A 13,407-nucleotide genomic window follows, 5' to 3' on the forward strand; every position below is an offset into this window, starting at 1 on the left:
TGAGATTAATTATCTATGTATTCTACGGTTTGTCGGCATTGTATATCTTCCGCCGATTTTGCAAACATAAATTCAAACTCACCGGGCTCCGTAACGAATTCCATCCGGGAATTCCACAAGCCGAGTTCTATATAGGATATTGAGAATGTAACACGTTTAGATTCACCAGGTTTTAGTTCAATTTTCTTGAAACGTTTCAATGCAATTACCGGAGTAGTGACGCTACTCACTTTATCATTGACATAAAATTGTACGACTTCCTTTCCCGTCCGGTCGCCGGTGTTCTTTACGAGCACGGAAACCTCTACACTTTCTTTACCGAAAGTCTTTTTAGAAACCTGCATATCGGAGTATTCGAAAGAAGTGTAAGACAAACCGAATCCGAAAGGAAATAAAGGAGCTGGAGATGAAAACACATAATCACGCCCGGCCTTTTCTTTTGTCCCCGGTTCACGGTTGATCCCTTTTGCGGAGGGTTTATAATCATAGAAAACAGGAATATGTCCCACCGACCGGGGGATCGTCGCATTTAAACGACCGGAAGGATTCACCTTGCCGAACAGGATATTGGCAACGGCAGCACCTCCTCTTTCACCCGGATACCAGGCTTCGAGTATAGCCGGGACATTTTCTTTTTCCCAGGAGATACTCCACGGACGGCCATGTACCAATACCAGGATGATCGGCTTGCCGGTTGCTTTCAAGGCCTGTACCAGTTCACGCTGAACGCCCAGCGGATTGATGTCCGTCAGGTCATATCCTTCCCCGCAGGTAAACGGGTCGCCTACCTCATTCTCGCCCGGTCCTCTTCCCCAGCCCAGTCCCGAAAGGATCACACTGGTTCCGCCTAATACGACAACTACGGCATCGCTTTTCTCTGCAGCCCTGACGGCTTCCGGGAAACCTTCTTTACTCAATCCCGAGATATCGCAACCTTTGGCATAATGCACATTCACCCGGTCTCCTACTACCTGCCGGATTCCTTCCAGCACAGTAACTCCCGACTTATTATCACGCGTATAGGAATAATCTCCATACTGCACCTGATCGGCATTCGGACCAACCACGGCGATATTCTTCAGCCGGCCGATCTCCAACGGAAGCGTCTTGTTCTCGTTCTGCAACAGGATAATGGATTCTTCTGCCACCTTTTGTGCAAGTTCTATATGAGCCGGCAGGTGAACTCTTTTCTTTATATTGGCTGCTTCAGGATAAGGCTTTTCGAACAGGCCGGCTTTAAATTTTGCCGTCAGGATACGACGGACCGAATTATCGATCAACGACTCTGATACTTTTCCTTCTTTCACCAATTGAACCAGATGAGGATAGATATCCGGACGGGCTGCTTCCAGATCGAGTCCCGCAGTTACGGCCATTTTAGCCGCTTCCGCTTTATCACTGGCTACCTTATGGAAGTTATAGAGCTGGGAAGCACCCCCGTAATCCGAAAAGACATATCCCTGGAAATCCCATTCATCACGTAAAACCTCTGTCAGCAAGAAATGATTGGCATGAGCCGGCACACCGTCCACTTCATTATAGGATGGCATAACGGCATATACATTTGCTTCTTTTACGACTTGCCGGAAAGGAGGCAAATGAAGAGACCGCATTTCCCGTTCACCCAATGATGCCGGTGCCAGGTTGATGCCGGCCCACGGCTGGCTATATCCGGCAAAATGCTTGGCTGTACACATCAGTTTACCGGCTGGAATACCGATACGGGTCTGTTCCGGTTTTCCCTGCATACCGATAACAAAGGCCGATCCCATCTGTCCTACCAGGTAAGGGTCTTCGGCATAACATTCCTCATTCCGTCCGTAGCGTGCGTCACGGATCAGGTCGAAGAGCGGAGACAAAGCCTGGTCCACTCCCGAAGCAGAAGCTTCATAGGCGATGACGGAGGCCATTTCTTCTATCAGTTCCGGATTCCAGGTGCTACCCTGCGCAATGGCCTGCGGAAATATCGTTGCCCCGTAAGCCAATTGTCCGTGCAGACATTCCGCGATCTGGATCGGAGGAATACCCAAACGGGTATTTTCGCGGGCATGCTTTTTGGCCTGTGCGGATTGTTCGACAATCTTTTCCAGACTTTCGAAAGGACTGTCGCAAACGCCATACACACCCGAAGAGCGTGGAAAATCACCCAGTCCTGTCATCGACATTTGTTCTACTTTTTCTTCCAGCGTCATACGCCCGAGCAGGTCTTCAACACGGTCTTTTACCGGGGCTTTCGGGTCTTTATACAACTGCGGGTAAGCCGCATGTCCGCAAAAGACAGCCAAAAGAATACATATATTTTTTCTGATCATATCTTTCTCTTTATAAAAAAAGGGTAAAAGCCTTGTTTGATAAATCATTCCCAAAACCCTTACCCTTTCTATTATTTAAACTGAATGATTACCAACCGGGGTTATTCGGCAATAATTTCGGATTCGCATCTGTCTCTGTTGAAGGGATAGGCCACAACAGATATTTCTCACCGAAAGTAACACCGCTTTCGTTAGCAAAACCATCGTATGCATCATAGCTGTTAGCTTTCACATTATATGCCTTACGGGTACGCTGAATATCGAAATAATCTTTGTTCTCGAAGCATAACTCATGTGCACGTTCTTTCCATACGGCCTGTAGGAAATCGTCCTTGCTTAATCCTGCTACAGGAGCCAGGTTAGCACGGCTGCGGATAGCGTTGACCATATCGTAAGACAACTGGTCGGGAGCACCGTTTGCCTGGGTATAAGACTCTGCATAGATGAACATAACTTCCGGCAGACGATACAAAGTAAAGTTGATATCACACAGACCCGTCTTTAATGCACCTTCGATGTCATAATACTTATATAAAGCCGGTGAACCGAATTCGATAATATTGGTCTTATCATCACGATGTCCGTCTTTAGTAAAGAACATTTCCTTTTCTTCAGTACGTTTATCTCCTTTTTCGTAGGAATTATAGAAATCCCAGGTCGGCATCAGAGCACCGAACTCGTCGTAGATCTTGATGATCTGCTTCATAGTCGGTACAATCATGGAAGTGATCTGGTTCGTTGTGATACCTTCTTTATACTGGATCTGGAAGATCAGTTCACCACGGTTCTTGTTTTCATCATCATGCAGTTTTTCATAAGAATCGAACAAAGAATACCAGGCTGAACCTGCTGCACTGGCATTATAATCGGCACTGGCTGGAGAAACACAGTAAGATTTGTCAAGCACCTCTTTTGCTTTCTCGTAAGCCAGTTTATAATACTCAGCACCCTTGTTCAACGGAGCACCTGCCATATACTGATAAACATCAGCCATGATCGTTTTCACCAGACCTAAAGAAACACGGCCTGTACGATCGGTTTCAGGAAGACCGGATTGTTCAGCCAGTTTCAAATCGCTCAGGATCGATTCGAATACTTTCTCTTTTGTGGCACGTTCCGGATACAGGAGTTCAGAGTCGGCTGTCACCGGTTCGAGGATCAGAGGGATATCGCCGTACAGACGTACCAGGTAGAAATAATAAAGGGCACGCAACGTATGAACTTCGCCCAGCAGGCTTTTAGTGTCGCCACTAACCTTCTGGATACCGGTGATACACATGTTACAGTCGGCAATTCCTTCATAGAAACCTTCCCAGATATTCTTGAAAGAAGGGCTGTTCGTTCCTGTTGTATGGCGGATATAACCGTTGTTATAAGTACTTTGTCCCAAAGTAGTTGCATGACCGCACAATAACTCCAGTGTTACCCACGGGCCTTCACCATAGCCATCATATGCCTGCAACGCTCTCAAACGTTCGTAAGCGCCGTCTACCGCAGTCTTAGCCTGGTTGATATTCTGAAAATAACTATCCTGACTAAAGTTAGTTTTAGGATTTTCTTCCAGAAAATCCTCACAGGAGGTACCTCCTGCTAAAAGCAAACCGCTCAAAGCGAATATATAGAATTGTTTTACTGTTCTTTTCATGATCAATATAGATTATATTAAATTAAAAACTTGCACTAAGACCAAAGGTGTAGCTTCTTGCTTTAGGATAATCATAGAACTGGATATTCTGTGAGAATCCGGTATCCCAGGTAGAAACTTCAGGATCGTACCCGGAATAAGATGTGATCAGGAAGAAGTTCTGGGCAGAGAAAGAAACACGAAGTTTAGTGAAACCGATCTTACTGATCAGTTCTGTTGGCAGAGAGTAACCGATAGAGATATTCTTACCACGCAGGAAAGAACCGTTTTCAACCTTATGAGAGTCGATCAGCGTTGTATATCCGGCACTGGCCAGACGAGTCTGTGCGATCGGTGTATTCTGGTTTTCTTCTGTCCAGGCATTCAACACAGTCTTTTTAGAGTTGGCAATGCTGGTACGGTCTTCCGAAGAGTGATTGGTATTGTTCAATACATCGGCACCGACAGAATACTGTAATTCCAAAGAGAAGTCGAAGTTCTTATATTGCAGGTAGTTATTGAATGTACCATAGAAGTCAGGTGTTCCACGACCGATGATCTGTTTATCTGCGTCATTGATCTGATTATCATTATTCAGGTCTTCATGTTTCAGGTCACCCGGTTTCTTTCCGTATTTAGCGGCTTCTCCGGCTTCATTACTACCCCATGTTCCCAGCAGTTTATAACCCCAGAATGATCCGACAGGTTCTCCGACACGCAGAATAACGTTCTTACCCAGAAAGTCGGGATCTACCAGTTTGTCTTCATTATTTACGCCTAATTGGGTAATTTTGTTCTTCAGGAATGAAATATTGAATGAAGAAGACCACTGGAAGTCGTTGGTTTTGATATTGACAGTGTTCAATGTCAACTCAATACCTTTATTTTCCATGCTACCGATATTAGACATCATAGAACGTTTACCGCTGGTAGCAGGAACCGGAGCTTCATACAATAAATCTTTTGTTTTCTTCAGGAAGAAATCGGCTTCCAGAGATAGACGGTTGTCAAGTACACCGAAGTCGAAACCGAAGTCCCACTGTTCTGTCTTTTCCCATTTCAGATCAGGGTTAGCCAACTCGCCGATAATCATACCGGGAGCTCTGTCGCCTCCGAATACATAAGTAGTTGACCCCAACATTGACAGTGAACGATACTGGCCTATATCGGAGTTACCGGTCAAACCATAGCTTAAACGCAGTTTCAGATTAGATAACCAGTCTTTTGTATTTTCCATGAAAGCTTCGTCTACGACACGCCAGCCTAATGCAGCTGATGGGAAGAATGCATATTTATTGTTCTTACCGAATTTGGAAGAACCGTCCACACGTCCTGTCACAGTCAGCAAATATTTGTTTTTCAGACTGTAGTTGATACGAGCGAAATAAGACTCCATCTGCCATCCCATAAATTCGGAAGCAATAGATTGTGATTTTGCCTGTCCCAGATTGTTCCAGTTGAAGAAATCGTCAGACAGATCCTGTCCGGTTTGTTCCGTACGCAGTTTGTGATATTTCTGATACTCGGCACCGACCATCGCGTTGATCGAGTGGATATCATTGATCGTCGTATTGTAAGTCAAGTGATTTTCCCACTGCCAGAAACGGCGGCGTTCACTGTTTACATTCGCTTTGTTTTTACCCACACCTGTACGTAAGCTGATCGTGGTAGGAGCAAAGATAAATTCATGCCAGTCTGTATTGGAGGCACCGATAGTCGTTCTGAATTCAAGACCTTTCATAAAAGTAATGTTCGCATAAGCATTACCATTGAATACGGCACTCTTGTTCAACCACTTCAATTCACTTGCCAGGCTGGCAGGAGTATCGGCATCTTCCATTCCGGCAAAATCAGCAGGACGGGCAAAAGTTCCATCAGCCCATTTGGTAGGAATGATCGGAGTCGTTTCAATCATGGTTCTCGGGATATTACCTGAACCCTGTTCCTGATCCTGGAAGCTTTCACGAATATCACTATAACTTAACATTGTTCCGACCTTCAACCAATCGGTGATTTCAGTATCCAGGTTCAGACGTCCGGAGAAACGTTTCTTATAAGTTGACTTCAGGATACCTTCATCATCCGTATAGTTCAGGAAAGCAGCATAAGATGTTTTTTCCGATCCACCTGTTACCGACAAGTTATGGTTCTGACTTACAGCCAGACGGGTTGCTTCATCCTGCCAGTCTGTGTCATATAAAGGCTTGCCGTTGGCATCGAACAATTCGCGGTTGCCATAAGTATTCCCTACTTTATAATGTTCGCGAACATACTCAGGACTGAATGAATTGTATTTCCCTGATTTCCAACCTTCCGGGTCGAACTTTTCTGCATTCTTGTAACCTGTATCCCATACCTGCATGAATTCTTCTGAATTCAATACATCGATCTTACGGGCCAGTTTGCTGAATGATACGTTAGCATCATAGCTGACACTTGCCTTTTGACCCAGTTTTCCTTTCTTCGTTGTAATAATGATAACACCATTAGAACCACGTGTACCGTATATAGCAGTAGAAGATGCATCTTTCAAAACATCGACGCTCTGGATATCATTCGGGTTGATAGCATCCAGGCCTCCGCCTTCCCATACAACACCGTCGACTACATAAAGAGGGGTGCTGCTTGCATTGATAGAGCTATAACCACGGATCTGTATGCTGGTTCGTCCACCCGGGCGGCCTGAGTTGGTAGATACATTTACACCGGCTACGCGTCCTGCCAAAGCCTGTTCGACAGTTGTTGCCGGACGTTCCATCAATTTCTCCGATTTAATGTTGGCTACCGAACCAGTCAGGTCTGATTTCTTCTGGACACCATAACCTACAACTACGATTTCGTCCAGGTTTTGTGTATCTTCCACCAGCTTGACAGCAATCCGGGAGTTGTTTCCTACAGGAATTTCTTTTGTCAGATAACCGATATAAGAGATCGTTATAGTAGCCGATGCAGGAACTTCCAACGAGAAATTACCATCGATATCAGTTACCGTACCGATGGTCGTTCCTTTAATTGAAATGTTAGCTCCGATAATAGGTTCTCCCAAGTTATCGGTAACAACACCCGTGATTGTACGGTCTTGCTGCTGAACAGCTACTGCTACTGCTGCTTTTTTAGATAAAATAATCTGTTTGTCTACAATTTTGTACTCAACATTCGTATTATTGAATATCTGGGATAGGATATGATTGATATCGCCTCCGTTTACCTTCAGGCTTACAATACGATTTACGTCCACTATATTATCTCTGAACAAAAAAGAGAAACCTGTTTCTTTTTCTATTTGGTCAAGCGCCTGTTCAACCGTTACGTTTTTCAAAGATAACGAAAGTGAAGTTGTCTGTGAATAAGATACTCCTGCATACAGCTGAGTAGCCAGCAGGAATGAAAACACTACACTTAACTTCATAATACGGAAAGATTTAAGCAAACATCGGGCATAGATGCTCTTGCGTAATTTAAATAACTTCATAACTTTGTAAATGATTTATATTTATTGTTTTTTTGACAGGTTGGCGCCTGTCAAAAGATGTTTCACACGGGCAAGAATAAGTTGGCGCTTATTCTTGCTTTTTTAAGGCACATTTCTTTATTACACCATAGGCATATTCGATTTAAGTTCAACTATATTTTATTCGTTTTTATTTCTGATACACATCGATCCGTTCCCTGGCAAAAGTGGCGTCGTTATTTTGCTCCAGGCCTTTCACGGTCCATTCAATAGGCGCTGTCAGTTTCAGGTAATTCAGGATCTGTTCTACTGTTTCTGTCGTGAATGCTGCACGATATTTATATTCTTTGTTACTAGTTTTATGCAATACGATATCAACATTATATCGTTTGGACAATTTCTTCAATACCACATCCAGCGGTGTATTCCTGAAGACCAACCGTCCGTCTTTCCAACCTGTTTTTTCCTCCAGGTTCACTGATGACACGGTAAATTTTCCTGTTTCCTTATCAAACAGAGCTTGTTTCTCCGGCTCCAGCGAAACAGTCTTATTCCGGCTGATCACATCGATCTTGCCTTTAGCCAGGACTGCCTCTATACAGGATTCGTCCTCATACGCATTGATATTGAATTTCGTCCCGTAAGCCATCACCCTGACACCTCCGTCGGTGGAAACGTAAAACGGATGTTCTCGGTCTGATTGTACTTCAAAATATCCTTCTCCCGATAATTTCACGTCCCGCTCCTTACTACTGAAGACAGACGGGTAGCTCAACGAACTTCCGGAATTCAACCATACTACGGACTGATCCGGCAAAACCAACCGGGTTACCGTCCCCGGAGCAGAACTTACCTGATTGTAAGTGACCTGAGCCAGCTGTTTTTTCTGATCCATATATAAATAAGAAAAAACAATCGAAGAAATCAACAATGGTAATAGCAAAATAACGGCTATACGGGAAATGGTCTGCATATAGATCCGGCGACCTTGCTTTTTTTGCATCCGCTTTCCTATTCGCATATATCCTTTTTCCACATCGACCGACTGATATTCCAAAATATCTTCAGTCAATGCCTTTATTTCTTCTATCGTTTTTTTATTATCTTCCATTTTCCGAGCCTTTGTATATTAGAGACACACGAAAATAAAAATCACGACAGCAAAATCCGTTTTTTTTCAAAAAAAGAAATACATTTGTCAAATCATGGAAAAGGAACACGCTGGTGCAGTTGATATTGAGCTCTTATTTCGGAACATTTCGACTCAGGATGATGAGAGATCTTTTCGTAAATTATTCGAATATTATTATCCGGCATTATGTCTCTATGCAAAGCGCTTTATCAAGGAAAGAGAAACCCGGGAGGACATCGTCCAGGATGTATTTTTTTCTATTTGGGAAAATAGGAAATATATCTCTGTGCAAACTTCTGTCAGGAATTATTTACTGACTTGCGTTCGAAATCACTGCCTGAATTTCCTCCGCCGCCAGCCAACAGAATCGTTCGAACAGGTCATTCAGGAAAATATTCCTATATACGCAGAAAATAATGACGATTTTTATACACTGACCGAATTACAGGAATTACTGGCGAAAGCACTTAACAAACTCCCTGAAGACTATCGCCGTGTATTCATACTAAACCGCTTTGAAGATAAAAGCTACGGAGAAATAGCCGAATCGATGGATATTTCGACACGGACAGTTGAACGGTATAAAAATAAAGCGATCGAGCTTCTCAAAAAAGACCTGAAAGATTACTTACCGCTCCTTATCGGGTATTTGTTTTAAAATCAAACTTTCGGCAACAAGTAAATCAAAAGGTGTCGTAATCTTTATATTCTCCCGGTTTCCGGTAACCATGTGAATGACTTCCCCCATCGCTTCCACGACAGATGCATCATCCGTAAAAAGAGCAGAAAACTCTTGTCCATAGGCTTTCAACAACAGCTCAGAACAGAACACTTGAGGTGTCTGTACGGCAAAATAACGACTACGGTCTACCGGATGAGAGCCTTTTTCGTCTGTTTCGCGTAAGGAGTCGATCATCGGTATAACAGGAATAGCGGCTCCGCTTTTTTCCGCTTCATCGAAGCAGGCAGCAATCACTTCGGAAGAGACAAACGGACGTACGCCGTCATGCACCGCTATCAGGACTTTTTCATTTCTTCCGGATGTATTTCCAATTTCTTCCGAAAGGAATTGCAAACCGTTCCGAACGGAATGAAAACGCGTCTCCCCACCATTAGCAATCCGGTGAGGTACTTTACAGCCGATTTCGCGGCAAAGCATATTCCAATAAGACTGATGATCTTCGGGAAGAACCAACACCAGTTCAGCCGAAGCATCCCACCGATGAAACGCTTCCAGTGTATGCATCAGGACAGGTTTCCCTTCCAGCGGGATAAACTGCTTTGGCAGGTCACCTCCCATCCGAAGCCCTTTCCCTCCGGCAACGATCAGAACGTATTTACGCATTATTCCAGTTCCTCCAGTACCTTTTTAACTTCTTCATCTACCTTATATAATTTCTCTTTACACAATTTGATCAGCCGGGTCGCTTCCTTCACTTTCTCGGAAAGGACATCCACATCCAGTTCGCCGTTTTCTATATCGGCTACGATCTTACGCAGTTTCTCTACTGCTTCATTGTATGTTTCCTCTTTCTTTGTCATATATCGGAATGATTTATTTTTTAACGATACTCTTCACATCCCCATCCGCAAACCGGGTGACCAGTTCGTCACCGGAACTCAGTTCAGTGGCATGTTTAATTATTTTGCCGTCTTTGAGGGCCAGGCTATAGCCTCGCTTCAGTACATAATCGGGAGAAGCCATTTTGATGAACTGCTCCGTCAGCTGGATAAAACGGGTACCCTCCGTGATCCGGGAAGTTACACGATTCTGTAATTGCAACTGCAATGTGTCCAACACGGAACGACGACGCAACAACATGGCTGAAGCAGATACCGGAAGCTTATTACCCAGCATCTGCAAAAGAGAGCGGTTGCGTTCAATCCGGTTGATAGTGATTGCAGGAAGACGGGTTCCCAACAATTGCAGGAAGTTCCTTTGCTTCTGCAAGATCCCGGTAGCCAGTTCGCTGACATCCTGTTGAAGCTCCTCCAACTCCATCGCCGCCGCATCCATACGGCCGATCAGGAATTCCGCCACAGCCGTCGGCGTCTTCATCCGGGTATGAGCCACCATATCCAGAATCGTATCGTCACGTTCATGACCGATACCGGTAATAACCGGCAAAGGGAATTGGGCACAATTAGCTGCCAATAAATACGAATCGAAACTATTCAGGTCGGAGGTCGCTCCACCTCCACGAATGATCACCACCACATCAAAACAATCGATATGATGATAAATACGGTCCAGCGCCGCAATAACCGACTCTTCCGTTTTTTCTCCCTGCATCAGAGCAGGAAAAAGCTTTGTATAAAAAGGATAACCGGCCTTATTATGTGCCAGTTGGTTCAGGAAATCTTCATATCCTGCCGCAGTAGGCGAAGTGATAACGGCAACACGTTTAGGTAATTCAGGAAAAGGCAACTCTTTGTTAAGCGTAAATACACCCTCTTCCTTCAACTGGCGGATGATCTCCATCCGGCGTCGGAGCATATCGCCCATCGTGTAAGCCGGATCAATATCCGTCACAGTCAGGCTATATCCGTACAACTCATGAAACTCGATGGAAACCTTTACCAGCACTTTCAGCCCGGAAGCAAACAATTGCCCCGTCTCCATCTCGAAATAAGGCTTCAGCATCCGGAACGTCTTCGCCCAGATAGAGCCTCGTGCCCTGGCAACCAGTTGGCCGGTTACCGGATTCTTTTCTATAAATTCCAGATAACAATGACCGGAGGCTGCATTGGTCCGCACATCACTCATTTCTGCACGTACCCAGCAAGTACCGGGAAAAGCGTCACTGATCGCTCCCCGTACCAGATTATTCAATTCCAGTAAAGAGAACTCCCGACGTTCATTGCCTGTATATTCCGGATTAATGTTCAGCCCCGGCATATTGAAGTCCTTTCTTATAAGCTTTGTACATATTGGGAATACCATATCCCAGCTCGGCATCAGGCCGTTTGGATTGGCTTGACACCTGGTGTAGCAGGTCTATAATATCTTTGTTGCTCAACTTGGGTAACGCCTGCCACAGGCAAATACCCAGACCTGCCAGGATTGGCGTGGCAAAAGAAGTTCCGCTGGCATAACGCACATTTCCTTTCGGGTCGATCACACAGCTACCCGAACCCAGTGCCACCACATCCGGTTTCACCCGATAGTCGGCCGTAAAACCGACAGAGCTGAAAACACTTTTCTTCTTTTCTTCCGTGATCGCTCCCACTGTCAGCACATCCGATGCATCGGACGGGAAAGTGATCTTTCCCCAAACCCCGTTACCCTCATTTCCTGCACTGCAAAACATCAGGATACCTTTCTGGGCAGCCATATGAGCCGCCTGGCTGATCAATGTTGTCTTGCCGTCAAGGGCAGATTGGTCATACGATAATTCATCGACATCAAAAGCAAAATACCCGAGCGATGAAGTGATCACATCGACTCCCACACTATCGGCATACTCAACCGCAGCCGCCCAATAGTCTTCCTCGATGGGATACTCGGAATCGCTATCTTCGCTCTTAATCAGGAGATAAGACGACTTAGGGGCTGTCCCCACCATGATACCCGGCATATCGGCAGCCAGGCAAGACAGCACTTTCGTTCCATGATCGTCGGCATTATATACGCTCTGTCCCGGGCAAACCACATTATGCGTACCGATCAGCCTCAACGAATCAAACACACTGATACGGTCTACATTCTGAAAACCGGCATCTATCACAGCCACCCGCATACCTTCTCCCTGGAATCCGGCCTCATGTAATTTGATGCCGTTAAGCATTTTAATCTGTTCACTGGCATATCCATATCTGTCTTTTAGCGGAGTATCTGCCGGAAAGAAGCGCTCGTCCTGCTCCTCCTGTTCGGCAGTAACCACATTACTGCCTTTCCATACCCATTTTACGGAGTCGACAATAGTCAGCTCCTTCAACCGGTCGGCAACAGTACTGTCCTGGCTCGTCACCACCACAGTAGAAAACCATTTACTCTGGACAACCGGTTCAGCCCCTGCCAAAGCTAATGTATCCAGGTAAGAACGTGCTATGGGGAGATCGGTGACCGATACAGGCGTACCGGTTTTCTCACGACGTTGGATAGATTCTTTCGAAAGGAATGCTTCCGGTTGGTCTACTGTATAACCGGAATCGCCTTTATCTTTCAGATAGACACGAAAGCAATAGCTTTCCCCGGCAACAAGCCATGAGGAAAAACAGCTTAATAATATGATAAGTCCTACATATCTTTTCATGGAACAAATAAACTCTGTATTACATTGGTTTTACAAAGGTAATAATTGCTATGGATATAAAAAAGCCCGGCAACTCTTCAGGAGGCCGGGCCGTTTATTATGTTACAAATTATTCGTTGACATTGCAAATAGGAATCTCACGTTTCACGCTCTGGCGCAATGAGATCAACGTTTCTGTAGCCGTTACACCCGGTATTTCCTGAATCTTCGAGTTCAGAAGCTCCATCAGGTGCTCATTATCGCGGGCATACAACTTGATCAGCATTGTGTACGGACCGGTAGTAAAATGACACTCAACAACTTCCGGTATTTTTTCAAATTCAGGAACCACATCCTTATACATAGAACCACGTTCCAATTTAACACCGATATACGTGCAGGTATTATATCCCAGAATTTTAGGATTAATATGATAACCCGATCCAACGATCACATTCATATCAATCATGCGCTGTACCCTTTGATGAATGGCTGCACGAGACACACCACACTCTTCAGCTACATCCTTGAAAGGAATCCTGGCATTCTTTGAAATAATGTTCAATATCTGCCGATCTAGCTTGTCTATTTTCTCCATGTTTTCTATCGCTTTATTATACGCTCTAAATTATTTATATATCAAAAGTATATAA

At 44.7% G+C, this 13,407-nt stretch carries 10 protein-coding genes; 1 reads left to right on the plus strand and 9 read right to left on the minus strand.

Annotated features, from left to right (window positions below):
* Window positions 1-5: 5 nt before the first annotated feature.
* From M1P97_RS16310 to M1P97_RS16325, 4 genes are all read right to left on the minus strand, one after another.
* Window positions 6-2,312, minus strand: a complete 2,307-nt coding sequence (locus M1P97_RS16310; RefSeq protein WP_249389618.1) for a glycoside hydrolase family 3 N-terminal domain-containing protein — start codon at window positions 2,310-2,312, stop codon at window positions 6-8.
* 88 nt (window positions 2,313-2,400) lie between these two features.
* Complete coding sequence (locus M1P97_RS16315) at window positions 2,401-3,957, minus strand: RagB/SusD family nutrient uptake outer membrane protein (protein ID WP_249389619.1); 1,557 nt, start codon at window positions 3,955-3,957, stop codon at window positions 2,401-2,403.
* Between the two features lie 22 nt (window positions 3,958-3,979).
* Window positions 3,980-7,345 (minus strand): TonB-dependent receptor, encoded by a 3,366-nt coding sequence (locus M1P97_RS16320; RefSeq protein WP_249389620.1) that lies wholly within the window; start codon window positions 7,343-7,345, stop codon window positions 3,980-3,982.
* Window positions 7,346-7,577: 232 nt separating this feature from the next.
* The gene (locus M1P97_RS16325) at window positions 7,578-8,498 is read right to left on the minus strand and encodes a FecR family protein (protein WP_195372394.1); all 921 of its coding nucleotides are present in this window, start codon (window positions 8,496-8,498) and stop codon (window positions 7,578-7,580) included.
* Window positions 8,499-8,592: 94 nt separating this feature from the next.
* Between M1P97_RS16325 and M1P97_RS16330 the strand changes: the two genes are divergently transcribed.
* Window positions 8,593-9,177 carry an RNA polymerase sigma-70 factor gene (locus M1P97_RS16330; protein WP_195372395.1) on the plus strand — a complete coding sequence of 195 codons (585 nt, stop codon included), beginning with the start codon at window positions 8,593-8,595 and terminating at the stop codon, window positions 9,175-9,177.
* Here the strand turns inward: M1P97_RS16330 and M1P97_RS16335 are convergent.
* The 5 genes from M1P97_RS16335 to M1P97_RS16355 form a co-directional block, all read right to left on the minus strand.
* Window positions 9,148-9,864 carry a 2-C-methyl-D-erythritol 4-phosphate cytidylyltransferase gene (locus M1P97_RS16335; RefSeq protein WP_249389621.1) on the minus strand — a complete coding sequence of 239 codons (717 nt, stop codon included), beginning with the start codon at window positions 9,862-9,864 and terminating at the stop codon, window positions 9,148-9,150. The genes M1P97_RS16330 and M1P97_RS16335 overlap by 30 nt on opposite strands.
* Entirely contained in the window at window positions 9,864-10,061 is a 198-nt protein-coding gene (gene xseB, locus M1P97_RS16340) for an exodeoxyribonuclease VII small subunit (RefSeq protein WP_046145623.1), read from the minus strand. The genes M1P97_RS16335 and xseB overlap by 1 nt, the downstream gene beginning before the upstream one ends.
* A gap of 13 nt (window positions 10,062-10,074) precedes the next feature.
* Complete coding sequence (xseA, locus tag M1P97_RS16345) at window positions 10,075-11,418, minus strand: exodeoxyribonuclease VII large subunit (protein WP_195372397.1); 1,344 nt, start codon at window positions 11,416-11,418, stop codon at window positions 10,075-10,077.
* Window positions 11,399-12,775, minus strand: coding sequence for a S8 family peptidase (locus tag M1P97_RS16350; protein ID WP_195372398.1), 1,377 nt, complete (start codon window positions 12,773-12,775; stop codon window positions 11,399-11,401). Before M1P97_RS16350 ends, xseA begins: the two co-directional genes overlap by 20 nt.
* Window positions 12,776-12,884: 109 nt before the next feature.
* On the minus strand, window positions 12,885-13,352 hold the full coding sequence (locus tag M1P97_RS16355) for an Lrp/AsnC family transcriptional regulator (RefSeq protein WP_028728227.1): 468 nt from the start codon (window positions 13,350-13,352) through the stop codon (window positions 12,885-12,887).
* Between the last annotated feature and the right edge of the window lie 55 nt (window positions 13,353-13,407).

The organism is Parabacteroides leei, from assembly GCF_023369805.1.
GTDB classification, from domain to species: domain Bacteria; phylum Bacteroidota; class Bacteroidia; order Bacteroidales; family Tannerellaceae; genus Parabacteroides; species Parabacteroides leei.

Coding starts and splice junctions, on each gene's coding strand:
- M1P97_RS16310 (WP_249389618.1), bottom strand. CDS start 2,312: ATGATCAGAAAAAATATATGTATTCTTTTGGCTGTCTTTTGCGGACAT.
- M1P97_RS16315 (WP_249389619.1), bottom strand. CDS start 3,957: ATGAAAAGAACAGTAAAACAATTCTATATATTCGCTTTGAGCGGTTTG.
- M1P97_RS16320 (WP_249389620.1), bottom strand. CDS start 7,345: ATGAAGTTAAGTGTAGTGTTTTCATTCCTGCTGGCTACTCAGCTGTAT.
- M1P97_RS16325 (WP_195372394.1), bottom strand. CDS start 8,498: ATGGAAGATAATAAAAAAACGATAGAAGAAATAAAGGCATTGACTGAA.
- M1P97_RS16330 (WP_195372395.1), top strand. CDS start 8,593: ATGGAAAAGGAACACGCTGGTGCAGTTGATATTGAGCTCTTATTTCGG.
- M1P97_RS16335 (WP_249389621.1), bottom strand. CDS start 9,864: ATGCGTAAATACGTTCTGATCGTTGCCGGAGGGAAAGGGCTTCGGATG.
- xseB (WP_046145623.1), bottom strand. CDS start 10,061: ATGACAAAGAAAGAGGAAACATACAATGAAGCAGTAGAGAAACTGCGT.
- xseA (WP_195372397.1), bottom strand. CDS start 11,418: ATGCCGGGGCTGAACATTAATCCGGAATATACAGGCAATGAACGTCGG.
- M1P97_RS16350 (WP_195372398.1), bottom strand. CDS start 12,775: ATGAAAAGATATGTAGGACTTATCATATTATTAAGCTGTTTTTCCTCA.
- M1P97_RS16355 (WP_028728227.1), bottom strand. CDS start 13,352: ATGGAGAAAATAGACAAGCTAGATCGGCAGATATTGAACATTATTTCA.